The organism is Pseudodesulfovibrio hydrargyri (genome assembly GCF_001874525.1).
GTDB lineage: Bacteria > Desulfobacterota > Desulfovibrionia > Desulfovibrionales > Desulfovibrionaceae > Pseudodesulfovibrio > Pseudodesulfovibrio hydrargyri.
Genome location: NZ_LKAQ01000004.1, coordinates 1,805,406 through 1,824,751, shown reverse-complemented (window position 1 = coordinate 1,824,751; position 19,346 = coordinate 1,805,406). Strand labels below are relative to the sequence as shown.

Sequence of the window (19,346 nt, the reverse complement as noted above, 5' to 3'; positions counted from 1 at the left end):
GGATGATCGTTCTCAACGACATACATAAGCACTACGGCCGGGTTCGGGCCAACGACGGCATCAGCCTGACCCTCGAACCCGGCCGCATCTATGCCCTGGTCGGCGAGAACGGCGCGGGCAAGTCCACGCTCATGCGCATTCTCGCGGGCCACACCCGGCCCACGTCCGGCGAACTGGTCGTGAACGGCGAGTCCCTGTCCCACCTGACCCCTGCCCTGGCCCGGGAAAGGGGCGTGGGCATGCTCTACCAGGACCCGCTGGACTTCCCGGCCATGCCCGTGTGGGAGAACTTCCAGCTGGGCGCGCCCAAGCGCAGCAAGAAGGAAGTGGTCGACGTCATCGGCGAACTCTCCTTCCGACTGGACGCCTGCTTCCTGCCCGACGAGCCCGTGTCCAGCCTGACCGTGGGCGAACGCCAGCTCCTGGAACTTTTGCGCCTGCTCGACCTGGGGGCCACCACCCTGATCCTGGACGAGCCGACCACCGGCATCACCCCGGAGCAGAAGCAGGACCTCTTCGACCTGCTCATGAAGCTGGCCCGCGAGGAAGGGCACACCATCGTGCTCGTCACCCACAAGCTGTCCGAGGCCTTCGAGATGGCCGACTCCATCTTCATCATGCGCCAGGGGCGGCTGGTCTCCACCCTGAACCCGCCCTACGACGAGCGCGAACTGATCCAGCTCATGTTCGGCGAGGGGGCCGACGGCGAGGTGGAGCCCCTGCCCGAACCGTCCCCCGAGGGCGGTACGCCCCGGCTGGCCATGCGCGACGTGCTCTTTGCCGGGCCCAAGTATTCCATGGGCGGACTGAATTTCACGGCCAGGCCCGGCGAATGCATCGGTCTGGCCGGGCTCGACGGCTCGGGCCAGGAACTGTTCCTGCGCGGCCTGTGCGGCCTGGACCGCATGCCCGGCGGCGCGTTCGACCTGGACGGCGCGCCCTTCGCCACCAACGACTTCAACGCCCTGCGCCGGGCCGGGGTCCAGTTCGTGCCCGCCGACCGGCTGGGGCTGGCCCTGTTCCCGGACCTGAACCTCATGGAGCACATCACCCTGGCCTTTCCGGACCGGGACGGCGACCTGGCCGGTTTCTACCGTTCCCAGTGCGTGGACCGCTTCAACCTCCAGGCCCACCCGGAGACCCGCTCCGTGGAACTGTCCGGCGGCAACCAGCAGCGGCTGCTGCTCTCGCTCATCCCGGACGAGACGAAGCTGCTGCTCATGGAGCACCCCACGCGCGGCCTGGACGCGGGCTCGGCCCGGCAGGTCTGGAACCACCTGAAACGGCGCTGCGCGGACGGAGCCACGTTGATATTCTTTTCCCCGGACCTGGAGGAGGTGCTCGAGCACAGCCACCGGGTCATCGTCTTCTATGACCGGACCCTGGCCGCCGTGGTCGAGGGCGACGACATCTCCATGGAGGTGGTCGGCGCGCTCATGGCCGGCAAGAAGTACGACGAGCTCAAGGAGGCGGCGGCATGAACCGCGATTCCCTCCTGGCCCAGATAGGCTGGCTCGCCCTGGCCCTGCTCCTGGCCCTGCTCCTGACCGTGATCGTGGCCTGGCCCGCCGGGGCACCGCCGCTTGAGACCATCTACGTGCTCTTCAAGGGCGGGGTCAGTTCCTGGTCCAAGGTCGGCCGAGTGCTGGCCGGCTGGGTGCCCCTGACCCTCTGCTCCGCCGGACTGCTCATCCCGTTCACGGCCCGGCTGTGGAACATCGGCGTGGAGGGACAGGTCATCATGGGGGCCATCTTCTGCACCGCGGCCCTGCGCCCCTTCGAGGACGGCGGCGGGACCGGGGTGATCCTCCTGGCCCTGGCCGCATCGGTGGCGGGCGGCGCGTTCTGGGCCCTGCTGGCCGGGCTGCTGCGCGTCTTCGGCCGGGTGCACGAAATCTTTTCCGGCCTGGGGCTGAACTTCGTGGCCCTGGGCGTGACCCTGTGGCTCATCTTCGGCCCGTGGAAGCGGCCCGGCGTGGCCTCCATGTCCGGGACCAAGCCGCTGGACATCTCCCTGTGGCTGCCCAGGCTCGGCAACCTGTCCGTCAGCTGGGTGGGGCTGGTCCTGGCCTGCGCGGCCGTGGTCCTGGTCTACATCCTGCTCCACCGGACCAAGTGGGGACTGAAGATGCGCGCCGTGGGCGAGAACCCCAAGGCGGCCACCCTGTTCGCCCTGGGACCGCGCCGCCGACTGCTCCAGGCCTTCATGCTCTGCGGCGGCCTGGCCGGGCTGGCCGGGGCCACCCAGGTCCTGAGCGTCTACCACCGGCTGCTGCCGAACATCTCGTCCGGCTACGGCTACACCGCCCTGCTGGTCAGCATGATGGCCTCGTTCCGCCTGTCCCTGGTCCCGTTCATCTGCCTGTTCTTCGCCGTGCTCAACGTGGGCTCCATCCAGCTGCCGCTGCAGCTGAACCTGGACTCCTCCCTGTCCGGCGTGATCCAGGGCGTCATGGTTCTGTCCCTGTTCATCGTCCAGGGCCTGCGGCTGTGGCTCAGGCAACGCAAGGAGGCGGATTGATGGACACCTTCGCCCTGACCATCGCCGCCATATTGATGGCCGGAGCGCCGCTGGTGCTGGCCACCCTCGGCGAGACCCTGACCGAGAAGGCGGGCATCATCAACCTGTCCCTGGACGGCTCCATCCTGCTCTCGGCCATGGCCGCCTTCGCCTGCTCGGCCACCTTCGATTCCCCGTGGCTCGGCATGGCCGCGGGCGCGGCCGTGGGCGCGGCCATCGCGGGCGCGCTCGGCGTGATCGGCATCTTTCTCGGCCAGTCCCAGCTGGCCGTGGGCTTCATCCTGACCTTGCTGTCCCGCGACCTGGCCTACTTCCTGGGCCACAACTTTTCCCGCCAGCCCGGGCCGGACCTCGGCCTGTGGACCGTCCCGGGCCTCGGCAAGACTCCCTTCGTCGGGCTGATCTTCGGTTCCCAGTCCCCGGTGGTCTACCTGAGCCTGGCGGCCATCGCCTTTAGCTGGTGGTGGATGTACCGCACCGAGGGCGGCATGCGTCTGCGGGCCGTGGGCGAATCCCCGCGCGCGGCGTTCGGACGCGGCATCCGCGTGCGGTTGGTGCGGCTGTGCTACTGTCTGGCGGGCGGGGCCCTGGTGGGGCTGGCCGGGGGCGCGTACTCCCTGGCCGTGAAGCCCGGCTGGGGCAGGCCCCAGGGATGCGAGGGCGCGGGCTGGATCGCCCTGGCCATCGTCATCTTCGGCGGCTGGCACCCGGTGCGCACCGCGCTGGGCGCGTTCTTCTTCGCCGCCCTACAGGTCTCGGGCATCTACCTCCAGGAGCTCTTCCCGTCCATCCCGGCCCCGGTCTTCCAGGTGGCCCCCTTCCCGATGATGATCCTGACTCTGCTGGCCGTGAACATGGGCCGCGTGGGCTGGGTCCAGGACATCGTCCGCCGCCACCCGTTCCTCAAGGCCCTGTCCAGGGGCTGGTCCATCGAGGCGCCCGCCGCCCTGGGCCAGGACTTCGATCCCAAAAAAGGGCTCTGATCAGCGGCTCCCCCGGGATTACTTCGCCGAGTCTCTTGCTCCGTACCGGGAAATGCGGTAAATCCCTTATAGTCCCTGAATTCATGGAGCCCTGATGGTAATGAACGAACGTCCCACCGTCCTGGTTGTCGACGACAACAGACTGAACATCGACCTGCTGGTGGATGTCCTCAAGGACGACTACAAGCTGCTGGTGGCGCTCAACGGAGTCACGGCCCTGGACATCGTCCGCAATGTGCTCCCGGACATCATCCTCCTGGACATCATGATGCCCGAGATGGACGGCTACGAAGTCTGCCGCAGGCTCAAGAGCGAGGAACGGACCAGCCCGGTGCCGGTCATCTTCATCACCGCCAAGTCCCAGAGCGAGGACGAGGCCAAGGGGCTCGCCCTGGGGGCCGTGGACTACATCACCAAGCCGGTCAACCCGGCCATCGTCCAGGCCCGCATCAGGACCCACCTGGCCCTGTACAACCAGAACCGGGTGCTCGAGGAAAAGGTCCGCCAGCGGACGTTGGAACTGGAGACGAGCAAGGAGAAGGCGGACGAGGCCAGCCGGGCCAAGTCGGCTTTCCTGGCCAACATCAGCCATGAGCTGCGCACCCCGCTCAACCACATCCTGGGGCTGTCCAGCCTGCTGCTGGAGATCGACACCGACCCCGAGCGGCTGGAGCTGATCCGCCCGCTGCACGACGGGGCCGCCCAGCTGGCCGGGCTGTTCGACCAGCTCCTGGACCTGACCATGCTCGAGTCCGACGCGGTCAGCATCGAGAGCAAATTCTTCGATTTCCCCAAGGTCCTGTCCCGGCTGGCGGCCGTGTTCCACGCCTATGCCATGAAAAAGGGGGTCGAATTCGAATTCGTCGCCCACGGCGACCTGCCCGATACCCTGTACGGCGCGCCGCTGGAGACCTCCCAGGCCCTGAACAACATCCTGCTCAACGCCTTCCGCTACACCGAAAAGGGCAAGGTCACCCTGGACGTGCGCATCGACCCGGACCACTTCGCCGGGGCGGCCCAGGACCGGATCATGATCCGCTTCGCGGTCACGGACACGGGCGTGGGCATTCCGTCCGACCGGCTGGAGACCATCTTCCACAGTTTCGAAATCGGTGAAAAGGTCATGACCAAGCGGCTCTCCGGCCCGGGCGTGGGCCTGACCATCTCCAAATACCTTGTCGAAAAGCTGGGCGGAAAGATCCGTGTGGAAAGCTCCCTGGGCGAGGGCAGCACCTTCTTCGTCTCCCTGCCCTTCTCCCTGAACACGGGAGACGAATCCCAGGCCGGCCCGGCCTAGTCCTCCCCCTGTGCAAAGGGCAGGGTGAAGCGGAAGCAGCTCCCCTTTCCGAGCACCGAATCGACCACCAGACGGCTCCCGTAGTGGGCCACGATCCTCCGGCATATGGACAGCCCCAGGCCCGTGCCGAAGACACGGGTGGAGCGGCTGTTCTCGTCCCTGCCCTGATAGAAGATATCGAATATCCGCTCCCGCTCGTCCTCGGAAATGCCCCGCCCGGTGTCGCAGACCGAGAAGGTCACGCCCTCCCCGGCCCTGACCGCGGACAGGGTCACGCTGCCCGCCTCGGTGTTCTTGAAGGCGTTGCTGAGCAGGTTGATGAGCACCTGGTGGATCTTGTCCTCGTCGGCCCGGATGGCCATGGGCTCGGCCAGGGGGTCGACCATCAGCTTCACGCCCGGCCCGTCCTCGTCCGGCGCGCCCGAGGCCTCGGCGGCGCGGTGCAGGACCCGGTCCACGGACAGGATCTTGTCGCGCCACTCCATGCGACCTGCCTCGATCTTGCTCAGGTCCAGGAGGTCGTTGACAAGGCGGCCCAGCCGGTCCGCCTCCACGCGGACGATATTCAGGTTCTTCTCGAACTTGCGGGCCTGGGGGCCCACCGGGTCCAGGGGACCGAGCACGGGCATGAACCGGGTGCGGAAGCGCTTTTCCATGAGGTGCAGGAAGCCGATGATGGAGGTCAGCGGGGTGCGCAGCTCGTGAGAGGCCGAGGCCAGAAACATGGACTTGGCACGGTCCATGGCGATGAGCTCCTTTTCGCTCTGTCTGCGGCGGGCGATCTCGCTTTCCAGGTCCGCGCTGTAGGCGGTCAGCCGCTCCATGAAGGAGTTGAAGTAGCCGGCCATGAGGCCCAGCTCGTCGCGGGAGTGCTGCTCCATGCGCACGGAGAAGTCGCCTTCCGCGGCCCGGGCGAAGTTCTCCTGGAGCCTGTCGATGGGCCGGGTGATCAGCGCGCCGATGCCGAACGAAACCGGGATCATCAGCAACACGGCCACGGCCAGGGCCGTGAGCATGACGTAGCCGATGGAGTCGAGCGGCTGCTGGAAGTCCTCGTAGTAGCTGGACGAGGCAACTATCCAGCCCAGCTCGGGGATGTCCTTGAAATAGACCACCTTCTTCTTGAGCCCGGTCTCGCCCGGGTTGCGCCACATGTAGTCGAAATGCCCGTTGCGCTCGGTGACGATGCGCTCGGCCACGGCGCTCATCATCGGCGAGTCGTAGTCGCGGAAGTGGACCCCGCGCAGATAGGGGTGGATCAGCAGGTAGCCGTCGTGGTCCAGGACAAAGGGGTAGCCGGACCGGCCGGAGCGCAGTTCGAAGAACCGCTGGCGAAAGTCCTCGACGTTGACGATCTGGGCGAATTCCGAGCGGTAGGAAGAGGCGGAGATGATCCAGTCCCAGGGCTCGAAATAGGTCATGTACACGGCCTTGGAGCGTTGCCCGGTCTCCAGCGGCTCCTTCCACTCGTAGGTCATGTATCCTTCCTTGCGCCGGATCTGCTCGCGCACGAAGGACAGGCCGGCCATGTCCACGCCGACCAGGCCGCGCATGTGGTGGACGGCCATGATGCCCTGGCTGTTCAGGCAGTAGACCCTGCCCGTGCGGCCGATGGTCATGCTCAGGAAGGCCTCGCGGGCCCGCTCCCTGGCCTGGGATTCGGTCAGCCGCCCGCGCTGGACCTGGCGGTTCAGATTGCGGGCCTCGTCCAGGCACTTCTCGGACACGGCCCGCATGTAGTTGCGGATGGACACGTCCACCGTGGCGCGGACCATGGTGCGCAGGGCCTCGGTGGTCTTGGCCAGCTCGTTTTCGGTGTTGCGGCGCAGAAGCTCCCTGACCTGGGCGTGGATGATCCCCCCGGCCACCAGGAAGATGACCAGGAAGGCCCCGGCGTAGGCCACGTACAGCTTGGTTCGTATGCGCGAGTCGCCGAGGCGGAGCATGGCCTATTCCCCCGGGTCCAGATGGAAGACCGGCTGGTAGTCGCGCGGCCCGAACAGCCCCTCGTAGGGGTAGCTGGCGATGTTTTCGGTGGTCACCATGGGGATGAACGGCCCGGAGCGAAAGGGGAAATCCCGGCCCGGCACCTCGCCGTTGAAAATGCGGACCATCATGTCCACGGCCATGCGTCCCTGGAACAGATTCAGGTCCGCGGCGGCTGCCAGGACCTCGCCCCGGACGATATGGTCGTAGAGAGAGGGCATGATGTAGGACGAGACCACCTTGACCTTGCCCGCCCGGTTCATCTCCCGGAGGATCTCCGGCGCGGCCTCGGCGGCCACGGCGTTGCCGACCACGAAATTGACGTCCGGATGTTCGGCCAGGCTGCGGCGCAGCAGCCGGGCCTGCTCTTCGCGCCCGGTGTCTCCCCAGGCCACGTCCACCACGTCCACGCGGCCCGGGTAATATTCCATGGCCTCCATGAACCCGCCCAGGGTCTCCGGGGCCCAGCCCGAGTTTTTGGGGCCCGGAAAAAAGGCGATGCGCAGGGTGTCCGGCCCGGCCTTCTCCGCGTGCCCGGCCACGTACTCGCCCACCAGGTAGCCGACCTCGTGGAATGAGACCAGGGCCTTGGCGGACACGGCCGGGGCGAGGATGTCGTTGATCACCTCCACCACCGGGATACCCGCCTCGCGGAGCTTGTCGATGACCGGGCCCGCGCCCTCGTAGTCCACGGCCGCGAGGATGACCCCGTCCACCCCGTCCTTGAGATGGGAGCGCAGGTGCTCCACCTGGCGGGCACCCTCGTTGTAGCCCCCGGCCACGGTCATGCGCACGCCCACGCCCAGCCGCCGGGCCTCGGCGATGATGCCGTAGTTCACGGCGATCCAGTAGGGGTCCTTGAGATGGGGAACGCACACGGCCACGGTATACCGGCCCGAGGGAGCCCGGGGCGGAACCCACTCCTCGAGCTTGGGCCGGTTCAGGCTGACCGCGGCATGGCCCGGCTCCTTGCGGCCCGGATCGTAGATGCCGTACCAGCTCTTGACCTGGATGGGCCACCAGGCGGGGTCCTTGGACGCGCCGAGCGCCGGCGCGGCCGCCGCGAGCAGGGCCAGGACCAGCAGCCCGCATGCCGTGCGCGGGACGGTGAGGAGGCGAAGCCGATCCGAAATCATGTCGCGCCCCCCGGGCAAACCTGGGCCAGGGCCTGCTCCAGCTTCGCCATTTCAATGGGTTTGACCACGTATCCGTCCATGCCCGCGTCGAGGAACTTCTCACGGTCCCCGACCATGGCGTAGGCGGTCACGGCCACGATGGGAATCCGGGCCGCCCCTTCCCCGGCCTTGCCCGCGCGGATGGCCCGGGCGGCCTCCACCCCGTCCAGGACCGGCATCTGGATGTCCATGAGAATGACGTCGAAGGACGCGGTCGGCAGGGTTTTGAGGACCTGCTCGCCGTTCTCCACAGCGACCACGGAATGCCCGTTCTTTTCCAGCATGCGCCGCATGACCAGGCTGTTGACCCGCTCGTCCTCGGCCAGAAGGATGGACAGCGGCCGGACCCGGGCCCCGGAGACGGCCCGGTCCTCCTCGGCCGCGCGCCCGTCATCGTCCCCGACCCCGAAGGGCAGGGACACGTACAGGGAGGTGCCCTGGCCCAGCTCGCTCTCGATGGTCATGGACCCGCCCATGAGGCCGACCAGGTTCCGGCAGATGGACAGCCCGAGCCCGGCCCCCTGGTGCTGGCGGTTGTATCCGTGGCTGACCTGGGTGAAGGCGTCGAACAGGACGTCGACCATTCCGTCCGGGATGCCCATGCCGGTGTCGGCCACGGTGAACAGGATGCGGTAGCCGCCCGAGGCCGTGTCCAACAGCCGGTGCGCGGACATGACGATCCGGCCCGAGGCCGTGAACTTGAAGGCGTTGCCCAAAAGATTGGTCAGGACCTGCTGGAGCCGGACGGCGTCCCCGACCACGCGGCGCGGGACGTTCTCGCCCAGCTCGCAGACCAGGGAAACCCCGGACTGGGTCGAGGTCAGCTTGAACAAGTCGCAGACTTGCTCGCAGGTCTCCACCAGGTCGAAGGGGGCATTGCGCATGACCAGCTTGCCCGCCTCCACCCGGGACAGGTCCAGGATGTCGGTCAGCAGGTTCAGAAGCCGCCGCGTGGACTGCAGGGCGGCCCCGGTGTACTCGGTCTGCTCGGCGCTCAGCCCGGTGGAGTGCATGAGCTGGAGCATGCCCATGATCCCGTTCAAGGGGGTCCGGATCTCGTGGCTCATGTTGGTCAGAAATTCCGTCTTGGAACGGCTGTACGCCTCGGCCTGCTCCTTGGCCTCGCGCAGTGTGTCCTGGTCCCGCTTGCGCTCGCTGAAGTCCTCCAGGGTGGCGATGACCTCCGTGGGCGAATGGCCCGGGTTCACGGGATTGAACTGGATGTGCAGGAAAGCCTCCCGGTTGCCGGTCTGCGAGGTGTAGTAGTCCTCGTAGGCCGAGGGGTGCCCGGCGAGGGCGGTCTCCAGGGCCCGGCGCATCTTCTGGTTGGCGCCGTCCAGGAGGCTGAAGCCGATGAGCGCCTCCCTGGTGGACCCCATCATCTCCACGAAGCGGTCGTTGCAGTCCAGGATGCGCCCTTCCCGGCCGAAGCGGATCATGCCCAGGGGCGAATTTTCGAAAATGACCCGATGACGGCGCTCGCTGTCCTTGAGCTTGTCCTCGGCCCGCTTGCGGTCGGTGATGTCCCGGAACTCCACGGCCCGGACCATGCGGCCCTTGTAGGGCATGTTCTTGGCCGTGATCCGCAGGGGGTACTCCTCGCCGTTCTTGCGCAGTCCCACGGTCTCGTAGGGGCGCTCCTGCTGCTGCTCGACCCTCTCGCCGATCTCCTCGCGCACCGATTCGGCCACGAGCAGGAGGCCTTCCATGCCGACCAGTTCCTCCTGGGTGTATCCGGTGATGTCCGAGAGCCCCTGGTTGCAGTCGAGCAGGATTCCCTGGTCGTGGATGAAGATGCCGCCGAAGGAGGCGTTGTGCAGGACCTTGAAGCGCAGCTCGCTCTCCTTGAGCTCGTCCAGGATGCGCTTGCGTTCGGTGATGTCGCGGGCCACGCCGAGCACGCCGATGAGCTTGCCGTCGCTGTCGTACAGCGGGGTCTTGATGGTCTCCAGATACTCCACATGGCCGTCGTCCCGGTAGGTGACCTGCTCCTCGTTGACGCACGGTCTGCCCGACTCCATGGCCGTGCGGTCGTGCCTGCGGAAGAACTCGGCCAGTTCGGCGTCCACGAAGTCGAAATCCGTGCGCCCGATGATGTCCGCCTCCCTGGCACCGTACAGCCGCTCGAAACGATGGTTGCAGAACAGGAAGACCCCGCCCACGTCCTTGACCCAGACCAGTTCGGGCATGGTCTCCATGAGGGTGCGCAGGTGGGCCATGTTGACCTTCAGCGCGCTGTTGGCCAGGTCGGCGGCCATCTTGGCCCGGCGCAGCTCCTCCTCTGCGGTCTTGCGCGCGTGGATGTCCTGGAGGGTTCCGACCATGCGGACCGGGCCGCGGGCGTCCCCGGACTCGGCCACCTTGCCCCGGTCCAGGACCCACTTCCAGCTCCCGTCCGAGGCTTTGATGCGAATCTCGCATTCAAAGGCGTCGCGCCTTTCCACGGCCCCCCACAGGGCCTTCTCGATGACCTTCTTGTCATCCGGATGGACCAGCCGCCCCCAGGACGCATAGTCGCCGCCAATGGAGTCCGGGGGGTACCCCAGCAGGGTGGTCAGCTGCGGGCTGACGAAGACCTCCCGGGTTTCGCAGTTGAGGTCCCAGACCGAGTCGTTGGCCGCGTCCAGAGCGAGCTTGAGGCGCTCCTCGCTGACCTGGACCGCCTCGCGGGCCTCCTCCTGGGCGGTCAGATCGATGCCCAGGCTGGTCACGTCCTGCAGGTTGCCCTCGGCGTCCAGGCTCAGGACGTTGAACCAGGACACGGTCCGCCGGATTCCGTCGCGGGTGATGATGTCGTTCACGTGGCAGGAGTGCGGGCCCACGTCCCTGCGGGCCATGGTGGCCAGAAACAGCTCGCGGATGCCGGCGCGCAGGTCCTCGGGCAGAAAAGTCTCGAACCAGCTCTTTCCGCGCACCTCCTCGAGGGTCCAGCCGGTCAGCGCCAGCAGGTGGCGGTTGGCGAAGACCACCCGCCCCCGCGTGTCCAGGCTGACGCCGATCTGGGGCACGTGTTCGAGGACGTTGCGCCAGCGCCGCTCCGAATTCGACAGCTCGGCCTCGAGTTCGGCGATGCGTCGTCCGCACTGCTCAAGATTCTCGTATTCCACCAGTTCCTCCGAGGGTTAACCGGTCGTCGGTCGCGCACTACGGCGCCTCCCCATCCCCGTAGCATGAAACGAGGGGGGACGGAATACGATTAGAATCGGGCGCGGGCAGCCCATTACCGGCCGCCGCGAAATGTGCTATACTGCCTGAAACGAGCGAAAGACCGATTCGTACCCTCAGCCTCGCAACGCCCAGGAACCGCCATGACCATCCCCCTCCCGCCCAATCCCCACGCCGTCGCCGTCCTCCTGCTGACCGGACTGGCCCTGGTCCTGTTCAGCCGCGACAAGCTCCCCCTGGAGACCTCCAGCCTGGTCATCCTCGTCTGCCTGGCCGTGGGCTTCGAGGCCGTCCCCTTCGAGGAAAACGGCGCGCGCCTGCGGGCCGTGGACTTCTTCCTCGGATTCGGCAACGAGGCCCTGGTCGCGGTCTGCGCACTGATGATCGCGGGCCAGGGCATCCTGCGCACCGGCGCGCTCGACCCCGTGGGCCGCTCCCTGGCCCGGTTCTGGCGGGTCAGTCCGGGCCTGTCCCTGCTCCTGACCCTGCTGCTCGGCGGGTTCATCAGCGCCTTCATCAACAACGTGCCCGTGGTGGTCCTGCTTCTGCCGGTGCTCATCAGCGTGTCGCTCAAGACCGACACCCCGGCGGCCAAGGTGCTCATGCCCATGGGCTTCTCCACCCTGCTCGGCGGCACGACCACGACCATCGGCACCTCCACCAACCTTCTGGTGGTGGCCGTGGCCATGGAGATGGGGCTGGCCCCGTTTCACATGTTCGACTTCGCCGTACCGGCCGTGATCGCGGGGTTGCTCGGCGCGGCCTACCTCTGGCTCGTGGCCCCGCGCCTGCTGCCCGACCGCAAGATATGCCTGACCGACGCCTCGCCCCGAATCTTCACCGCCCACCTGGCCGTGGCCCCGGGCGGCCCCCTGGACGGGCAGCCCCTGCTCAAGGCCCTGGACATGACCGGCAACAAAATGAAAATCGACGCCCTGGAGCGGGGGGAGGGCAACAAGCTCATGCTCCTGCCCGACGTGATCCTGGCCCCCGACGACCACTTGGTGGTCAGCGATACGCCGAAAAGACTCAAGGAATTCGAGAAGATATTGAGTGGCACCCTATACCCGGCGGGGTCCGAGGACGAGCCCGTCACCGAGGACAACCCCCTGCGCGAACCGGACCAGCAGATCACCGAAATCGCCGTGTTCCAGGGGTCCAGGCTGCACGGAACCACACTGAACGACTACCATTTTTCCGAACGCACCGGGCTTGTCGCCCTGGCCATCCACCGCTCCGGCAAACGCTATGAGCGCATCGAGGACCACGTCGGCGACCTCCAGCTGCGCGTGGGCGACATCCTGCTCGTCCAGGGCCCGCGCAGGAACATCGCCGAACTGAAGCGGAACACGGACTTCCTGGTCCTCGACTCGACCATGGACCTGCCGTATTCGCGCAAGGCTCCCCTGGCCCTGGCCATCATGCTGGCCGTGATCGTGGCCGCGGCCGCGGGCCTCCTGCCCATCGCCATCAGCGCCACGGCGGGCGCCCTGCTCATGATCCTGACCGGCTGCCTGACCTGGCGCGACGCCACCCGGGCGCTGAGCGTCCAAGTCGTCCTCATCGTGGTCACCAGCCTGGCGCTGGGCACGGCCATGATCAAGACCGGCGGGGCCCAGTACCTCGGCTCGGTCTTCGTGGCCCTATCCGGGAACGCCTCGCCCGCCATGGTCTTAAGCGGCCTGATGCTGCTCATGGCCGGGCTGACCAACATCATCTCCAACAACGCCACGGCGGTCATCGGCACGCCGATCGCCGTGTCCATCGCCCGGCAGATGGGGCTGGCCCCGGAGCCCTTCGTCCTGGCCGTGCTCTTCGGGGCGAACATGAGCTATGCCACGCCCATGGCCTACAAGACCAACCTGCTGGTCATGAACGCGGGCGAATACGCCTTTTCCGACTTCCTCAAGGTCGGCGTGCCCCTGGTCCTGATCATGTGGGGGGCGTTCTCGTTCCTGTTGCCTTTCTTCTACATGTGACGCATTCTGGCGCATACGGGGCCCCGTCCCCGCGCCGCAACCGGCCCGCTCCGTCGGACGGGCCGACAATCAACAAGCGATGCCCATGAAGAAACCCAGAGAACCGAAAATGATCATCGGCTGGCGGGAGTGGGCCGGACTGCCGGACCTGAACGTGCCCGCCATCAAGGTCAAGGTGGACACCGGCGCCCGGACCTCGGCCCTGCACGCCTTTAACGTCGAACCCTTCGAGCGCGACGGCGTCCGCTACGTGTCCTTCAACGTCCACCCCCTGCAGGGCGACGATAATCTGGTCATCCCGTGCACGGCCCCCCTGCTGGACCGCAGAAAAGTCACCAATTCGGGTGGACAAAGCCAGAACCGCCATGTCATAGCCACCACCCTGCTTCTGGCCGGACGGGCCTGGCCCATCGAACTGACCCTGACCAACCGGGACGAGATGAAGTTCCGCATGCTCCTCGGACGCAACGCCATGTCCGGGCGGCTGGTCGTGGACCCGTCCTTATCGATGCAGGCCGGAAACGCTCCCGGCAAGCGGGCGTATGCAAATCGGAACAAAGGAAAACTGCCCATATGAAAATCGTCATCCTCTCGCGCAAGGCCAGCCTGTATTCCACCACGGCCCTGGTCGACGCAGGCAAGGCGCGCGGCCACCAGGTGGAGGTCATCAACCCTCTGCGCTGCTACATGAACATCACCTCCCACAGCCCGTCCATCCACTACAAGGGCGAGCGGGTGGAGGCCGTGGACGCGGTCATCCCGCGCATCGGCGCGTCCATCACCTTCTTCGGCTGCGCCGTGGTGCGCCAGTTCGAGATGATGGGCGTGTACAGCCTGAACGAGTCCATCGCCATCACCCGCTCCCGCGACAAGCTGCGCAGCCTGCAGCTGCTCTCGCGCAAGGGCATCGGCCTGCCGGTGACCGGCTTCGCCAGTTCCACCCAGTTCACCGGCGACCTCATCGACGTGGTCGGCGGCGCGCCCCTGGTGGTCAAGCTGCTCGAGGGCACCCAGGGCATCGGCGTGGTCCTGGCCGAGACCCGGCACGCGGCCGAAAGCGTCATCCAGGCCTTCCAGGGCTTGAACGCCAACATCCTGGTCCAGGAATACATCAAGGAGTCGCGCGGCACGGACATCCGCTGCCTGGTGGTCGGCGGCAAGGTGGTCGCGGCCATGCGGCGCACGGCGGGCAAGGGCGAGTTCCGCTCCAACATCCATCGCGGGGGCAGCGCCGAGCCGATCAAGATCACCCCGGAGGAGCGCTCCACCGCGGTCCGGGCCGCCCGGATCATGGGGCTGAACGTCTGCGGCGTGGACCTGCTGCGGTCCAACCACGGCCCGGTGGTCATGGAGGTCAACTCCTCCCCCGGCCTGGAAGGTATCGAAAAGGCCACGGGCATCGACATCGCGGACAAGATCATCGAATTCATCGAGAAGAACGCCAAGCCCGGCAAGACCAAGACGCGCGGCAAGGGCTAGGCCCGGCGCGGCCCCACGGGAGGACCTGCAACATGACCAGAGCGTCCGTCACCATCGGCGGCCAAAAAGTGGCCCCGGGCAGCCGCGCCACGGTGCTCCTGCCCGTGCCCGACACCTTCCTGCGCCAGGGCTCGGCCATGCCGGTCCACGTCTTTCACGGCAGGCGCGAGGGCCCGGCCCTGTTCGTCTGCGCGGCCATTCACGGCGACGAGCTCAACGGCGTGGAGATCATCCGGCGGCTGCTGCGCCTGAAGAGGCTGAACCAGCTGGCCGGGACCCTCTACGCCATCCCCATCGTGAACATCTACGGGTTCATGGCCAACACCCGTTACCTGCCGGACCGCCGCGACCTGAACCGGTTCTTCCCCGGCAAGGAGGGCGGATCCCTGGCCTCGGAGCTGGCCTCGGTCTTCTTCGAGAACGTGGTCAGAAAATGCGGCTACGGCATCGACCTGCACACCGGCTCCAACCACCGCCGGAACCTGCCGCACATCCGGGGCGACATGGAGGACCCGGCGGTCCTGTCCATGGCCGAGGCCTTCGGCGCGCCGCTCGCCCTGGACCTGTCCGGCATGGAGGGTTCCCTGCGCGCGGCGGCCAAGGACAGCGGCGTGCGCGTCCTGCTCTTCGAGGCGGGCGAGCCCCTGCGCTTCGACGAATTCTCCATCCGCGCCGGGCTGCGCGGCATCACCTCGGTGCTGGAATCGCTGGGCATGCTCCCGGCCGGGAAGCGCAAGCGCCGCCAGGTCCCGCTGCAGATCGCCACGGACCGGGCCTGGTGCCGGGCCCCGGCCAGCGGGCTGTTCCGGGCCGTGGCCAAGCTCGGCCAGCACGTCGGGCAGGGCGAGGTCCTGGGGACCATCCACGACCCCTTCGGCGGCAGGTCCACGGACCTGGTCGCGCCCCGGGACGGGGTGATCATCGGCGACCAGTCCCTGGCCTCGGTCTACAAGGGCGACGCGGTCATGCACATCGCCCGGTTCGACGCGCCGCGCCAGGCCCAGGCCTCGGTGGACGAGTATTCGGAAATGGTCATGGACGCCAGGATGGCGCGCTGACCGGAAAGGGGTTCAATGCGTTGGCCTCACTTGGGTCCCATCAGGAACCAGAACAGGAAGCCGAGCACCGGGAAGAGCAGCACCAGCACGATCCACAGGACCTTGCTTCCGGTGCCCGCCGAGCTCTGGAAAATCTTGACCAGCGCATAGACGTCCAGCACCAGAACGACCAGTCCGAGCAATCCGCCAAATCCCATCATAGCATTCCACTCCAGCGTTCAAGTGAGCTTTCCTCCGCCTTTCCCCGAGCCGTTCTCCAAGGAAGACGATACGCTACCTTAACACGTTTTGCTCCCCGCGCACAACGTGGAATGCGGGATCACGCCTCCCCTTCCCGGCCCGGGCCGGCCTCCTGCAACAGCACCCGCCGCTTGGGCAGGCACTCGGGGTGGTGCTCGTTGAGATACCCGATCAGCCCCTCGCGGACCAGGCAGCGCAGGTCCCATGCCTTGGACGCGTCCGGGGCGCTGACGATGGCACGCAGGGTCATGGACTGTTCCCCGGCGTCGGTCACCTGGAGCACGCAGGTCTTGCCGTTCCACAATCCGCCCGCCCCCTCGCACAGCCGGGTCAGTTCGGCGCGCAACGGTTCCAGCGGGGTGGCGTAGTCCACGTGCAGGAAGACCGAGCCGATGATCTCGGCCGACTTCTTGGTCCAGTTCTGGAACACGGTCTCGGTGAAATAGGTGATCGGCACCACCAACCGGCGCATGTCCCACAACCGGACCACCACGTAGGTGAAGGTGATCTCCTCGATACGCCCCCACTCGCCCTCGACGATGACCACGTCGTCCAGGTTGATGGGGTGGGCCAGGGCGATCTGGATGCCCGCGATGATCGACCCGAAGGTCTTCTGGGCCGAGATGCCGAGCACGATGCTGAGCACCCCGGCCGAGGCCAGCATGGTCCCGCCCAGCAGGCGGAAGCGTTCGAACTGCATGAGGACGGCGGCCGCCGCCGCGAACCAGATCATGATGACGATGATCCTGTTCAGGATGCGCACCTTGGTCTGGACCTCGCGCGCGCCCAGATTGTCCTCCACGTCCATGTCGTAGCGCCAGCGGACCAGGCCGGTCAGGGCCGACATGACCAGGGTCGCGGCCCAGGCCGCCAGGAGGACCCAGGCCGTGTTCATGGCCGTCACCGCCGGGCCGGACCAGCCGGACGGCAGCTGGGACGGCGCGGCCAGGATGGACAGGGCCAGGGCCGAGGCGAAGATGGTCAGAAACAGGACCACCCGGCGCTTCATGGACCGCGACAACAGCTCGCGCAGGTCGCGCCACCGCCGCGCCTGGCCGCCCTTGAACAGGCGGATCAGCATGAACGCCCCCGCCCCGACCACCAGCGCCAGGAGGACCCTGACGAGCCAGCCCGCCGTATCCGTGGAAACCATGCGACAACTCCCTTGATGACTTTTCCGGTGTGAAAACGGTTTCATCCGGTTTCAATACGATATATCATACTTCGAGTTTCCGGCAACGGCGGCGTGCGCAACGAACCTTGCCGCCACAATGACCAACCGGAGAAGCCCATGGCCCGATTCCTGAAAAAATACGACCAGACAGCGGGCAAACCGCCGGGTTCGCTCATCTTCGTCGGCCAGCAGAAGACCGACGAGCCGCGCCTGCGGATCATCGACTACGACGAGAACACCCTGCGCGACGAAATCGTCCCCGACGCGAACTCGCTCGCCCCCTGCCGGGCCAGCCGGACCACCTCCTGGCTCAACGTGGACGGCCTGCACGTGCCCGAGGTCATGGAGCGCGTGGGCGCGGCCTTCGCCATCTCCCCGCTTATCCTCGAGGACATCGTCAACACCGGCCACCGGCCCAAGATGGACGAATCCCCGGACATGGTCTTCATCACCCTGAAGATGCTCTCCATCAACGAGGACCGTGACCGCATCCTGTCCGAGCAGCTCTCCTGCGTGCTCACCGGGCACTGCCTGGTGACCTTCCAGGAACAGCCCGGCGACGTGTTCGAGCCCGTGCGCGAACGCATCCGCCGCCAGTCCGGCAGGCTGCGCCAGCGCGGCCCGGACTACCTGCTCTACGCCCTGCTCGACTGCGTGTTCGAAAACTACCTCAAGGTCATCGAAATTCTGGGCGACCGCATCGAGGCCTTTGACGAGGACCTCCTGGACGGCCCCTCACCGGAGCTGCTCGAGGAGATCAACGTCTACCGCCGCGAGATGGCCTTCGTGCGCCGGGCCGTGCGCCCGGCCCGGGAGATCGCCCTCAAGCTGGTCAAGACCGAAAACGAGCTGGTCACCGACGAGATCACCCCGTACCTGCGCGACCTCGAGGACCTGGCCGAACAGATAGCCGAGGCCGTGGAGACCTACCGCGAGATGCTCAACGACCACCTGAACAGCTACAACATGGCCGTGGCCAACCGCCTCAACGACGTCATGAAGTTTTTGACCATCTTCGCCACCATCTTCATCCCCCTGTCCTTCCTGGCCGGGGTCTACGGCATGAACTTCGAGTTCATGCCCGAACTGAAGATGCGCTACGGCTACTTCCTCCTCCTCGGCGGCATGGCCTGCGTGGCCGTCGGCATGCTCCTCTATTTCAAGAAACGGAAATGGATATAATCCCCGAAAAAGGAGGCCCGATCATGGAAAACACCCCGTCCCCCATGGACCAAAACCAGCCCGAATCCGGGCTGACCACCTGGCAAAAAATCCGCCTCGGCGCGTTCGCCGCTCTGGTCGCCCTGTTGATCGTCTTCCTGCTCCAGAACACCGAACAGACCCAGGTGGCGTTTCTGTGGTTCACCTTCGCCACCTCGCGCATCCTGCTCCTGCTCGGCACCCTGGCCGTGGGCGCCATTCTCGGCGCACTGCTGACCTACCGTCTGTGCGCCAAAAACAGGAAATCGCAGCCCAAGCCGCCGCCGTTCTCCTGATTGTCCTGTTCCCTCTTGCGGTTCCCGGAAAACAGGTTATCTTCAGAAGAATGGACAGAACGAGTACGATAACCCGAGGATACAGATCATGACACAGACAAAATTCCTGCGCGTACTGTACGCGCCCGCGGCCCTGCTGCTCATCCTGGCCCTGGCCGCCACCGCCAACGCCCAAACCTGGAAGGTCGACCCGGACCACTCCGCCGCCCACTTCTCCATCCGGCACATGATGATCGCCCAGGTACGCGGCATGTTCCCGGCCGTGACCGGCACCATCGACTTCGACCAGGACAAGCCCACCGCCTTCGACATCACCATCGACGTGAACAGCATCGACACCGGGGTCGAGGCGCGTGACGCCCACCTCAAGAGCGGCGACTTCTTCGCGGCCGAAAGCCACCCGACCATGACCTTCAAGAGCACCCGGGTCCTGCCGGCCGATAACGGCTTCTCCGTGGCCGGCATCCTGACCATCAAGGGCACCCCGCGCGAAGTGCAGCTGAACCTCACCGGCCTCAACGACCCGCGCGTGGACCCCTGGGGCAATACCCGCCGGGGAGCCACCGCCCTGTTCTCCATCGACCGCCGCGACTACGGCGTGGACTGGAACGCCCCCCTGGACGGCGGCGGCTTCATGGTCGGCAATACGGTCAACATAGCCGTGGACCTCGAAGCCATCCAACCCAAGTAGACAACGACAACCGAAAAAGTCCCCGTGCGCTCACGCGCACGGGGACTTTTTTTGTCGCCTCCGGCGGCCGGGGGAAGGGGGGAGGGAAACCCTTTGAAAAGG

Annotated in this window: 16 protein-coding genes; 11 read left to right on the top strand and 5 right to left on the bottom strand. The window is 66.5% G+C overall.

Translation table 11 applies throughout. The annotated features are described in order from the left end of the window. The first annotated feature begins 2 nt into the window (after window positions 1–2). From BerOc1_RS12770 to BerOc1_RS12755, 4 genes are all read left to right on the top strand, one after another. Window positions 3–1,481 (top strand): ATP-binding cassette domain-containing protein, encoded by a 1,479-nt coding sequence (locus tag BerOc1_RS12770; RefSeq protein ID WP_071546061.1) that lies wholly within the window; start codon window positions 3–5, stop codon window positions 1,479–1,481. After that, on the top strand, window positions 1,478–2,521 hold the full coding sequence (locus tag BerOc1_RS12765; protein ID WP_071546060.1) for an ABC transporter permease: 1,044 nt from the start codon (window positions 1,478–1,480) through the stop codon (window positions 2,519–2,521). The genes BerOc1_RS12770 and BerOc1_RS12765 overlap by 4 nt, the downstream gene beginning before the upstream one ends. Continuing rightward, window positions 2,521–3,504 (top strand): ABC transporter permease, encoded by a 984-nt coding sequence (locus tag BerOc1_RS12760; protein WP_071546059.1) that lies wholly within the window; start codon window positions 2,521–2,523, stop codon window positions 3,502–3,504. Before BerOc1_RS12765 ends, BerOc1_RS12760 begins: the two co-directional genes overlap by 1 nt. A gap of 100 nt (window positions 3,505–3,604) precedes the next feature. Further along, the gene (locus BerOc1_RS12755) at window positions 3,605–4,801 is read left to right on the top strand and encodes a hybrid sensor histidine kinase/response regulator (protein ID WP_165610819.1); all 1,197 of its coding nucleotides are present in this window, start codon (window positions 3,605–3,607) and stop codon (window positions 4,799–4,801) included. Here the strand turns inward: BerOc1_RS12755 and BerOc1_RS12750 are convergent. From BerOc1_RS12750 to BerOc1_RS12740, 3 genes are read right to left on the bottom strand one after another with little or no spacing between them, the layout of a single operon-like run. Continuing rightward, entirely contained in the window at window positions 4,798–6,747 is a 1,950-nt protein-coding gene (locus BerOc1_RS12750; RefSeq protein WP_071546057.1) for a cache domain-containing protein, read from the bottom strand. The genes BerOc1_RS12755 and BerOc1_RS12750 overlap by 4 nt on opposite strands. Window positions 6,748–6,750: 3 nt before the next feature. Next, the gene (gene torT, locus BerOc1_RS12745) at window positions 6,751–7,923 is read right to left on the bottom strand and encodes a TMAO reductase system periplasmic protein TorT (protein ID WP_071547111.1); all 1,173 of its coding nucleotides are present in this window, start codon (window positions 7,921–7,923) and stop codon (window positions 6,751–6,753) included. Next, complete coding sequence (locus BerOc1_RS12740; RefSeq protein WP_071546056.1) at window positions 7,920–11,069, bottom strand: PAS domain-containing hybrid sensor histidine kinase/response regulator; 3,150 nt, start codon at window positions 11,067–11,069, stop codon at window positions 7,920–7,922. Before BerOc1_RS12740 ends, torT begins: the two co-directional genes overlap by 4 nt. 201 nt (window positions 11,070–11,270) lie before the next feature. On the opposite strand from BerOc1_RS12740, the gene BerOc1_RS12735 reads away from it, so the two are divergent. The 4 genes from BerOc1_RS12735 (at window position 11,271) to BerOc1_RS12720 (ending at window position 15,643) form a co-directional block, all read left to right on the top strand. Further along, window positions 11,271–13,106 carry an SLC13 family permease gene (locus BerOc1_RS12735; protein ID WP_071546055.1) on the top strand — a complete coding sequence of 612 codons (1,836 nt, stop codon included), beginning with the start codon at window positions 11,271–11,273 and terminating at the stop codon, window positions 13,104–13,106. An 85-nt stretch (window positions 13,107–13,191) separates the two neighbouring features. Continuing rightward, complete coding sequence (locus BerOc1_RS12730) at window positions 13,192–13,683, top strand: ATP-dependent zinc protease family protein (RefSeq protein ID WP_242652987.1); 492 nt, start codon at window positions 13,192–13,194, stop codon at window positions 13,681–13,683. Continuing rightward, complete coding sequence (gene rimK / locus BerOc1_RS12725; RefSeq protein WP_071546053.1) at window positions 13,680–14,585, top strand: 30S ribosomal protein S6--L-glutamate ligase; 906 nt, start codon at window positions 13,680–13,682, stop codon at window positions 14,583–14,585. The genes BerOc1_RS12730 and rimK overlap by 4 nt, the downstream gene beginning before the upstream one ends. A gap of 32 nt (window positions 14,586–14,617) precedes the next feature. Next, window positions 14,618–15,643, top strand: coding sequence for a succinylglutamate desuccinylase/aspartoacylase family protein (locus BerOc1_RS12720; RefSeq protein ID WP_071546052.1), 1,026 nt, complete (start codon window positions 14,618–14,620; stop codon window positions 15,641–15,643). A 26-nt stretch (window positions 15,644–15,669) separates the two neighbouring features. Here the strand turns inward: BerOc1_RS12720 and BerOc1_RS12715 are convergent, their stop codons facing one another. Then, window positions 15,670–15,843: a PLD nuclease N-terminal domain-containing protein gene (locus BerOc1_RS12715; RefSeq protein WP_071546051.1), complete on the bottom strand. Its 174-nt coding sequence runs from the start codon at window positions 15,841–15,843 to the stop codon at window positions 15,670–15,672. Window positions 15,844–15,962: 119 nt separating this feature from the next. After that, complete coding sequence (locus tag BerOc1_RS12710; protein ID WP_071546050.1) at window positions 15,963–17,036, bottom strand: mechanosensitive ion channel family protein; 1,074 nt, start codon at window positions 17,034–17,036, stop codon at window positions 15,963–15,965. Window positions 17,037–17,174: 138 nt separating this feature from the next. Here BerOc1_RS12710 and corA point away from each other — a divergent pair, with 138 nt between their 5' ends. The 3 genes from corA (at window position 17,175) to BerOc1_RS12695 (ending at window position 19,244) form a co-directional block, all read left to right on the top strand. Then, entirely contained in the window at window positions 17,175–18,239 is a 1,065-nt protein-coding gene (gene corA, locus BerOc1_RS12705) for a magnesium/cobalt transporter CorA (protein WP_071546049.1), read from the top strand. 23 nt (window positions 18,240–18,262) lie between these two features. Further along, the gene (locus BerOc1_RS12700; protein ID WP_071546048.1) at window positions 18,263–18,553 is read left to right on the top strand and encodes a LapA family protein; all 291 of its coding nucleotides are present in this window, start codon (window positions 18,263–18,265) and stop codon (window positions 18,551–18,553) included. 88 nt (window positions 18,554–18,641) lie between these two features. Then, on the top strand, window positions 18,642–19,244 hold the full coding sequence (locus tag BerOc1_RS12695; RefSeq protein ID WP_084641490.1) for a YceI family protein: 603 nt from the start codon (window positions 18,642–18,644) through the stop codon (window positions 19,242–19,244). Window positions 19,245–19,346 lie beyond the last annotated feature (102 nt).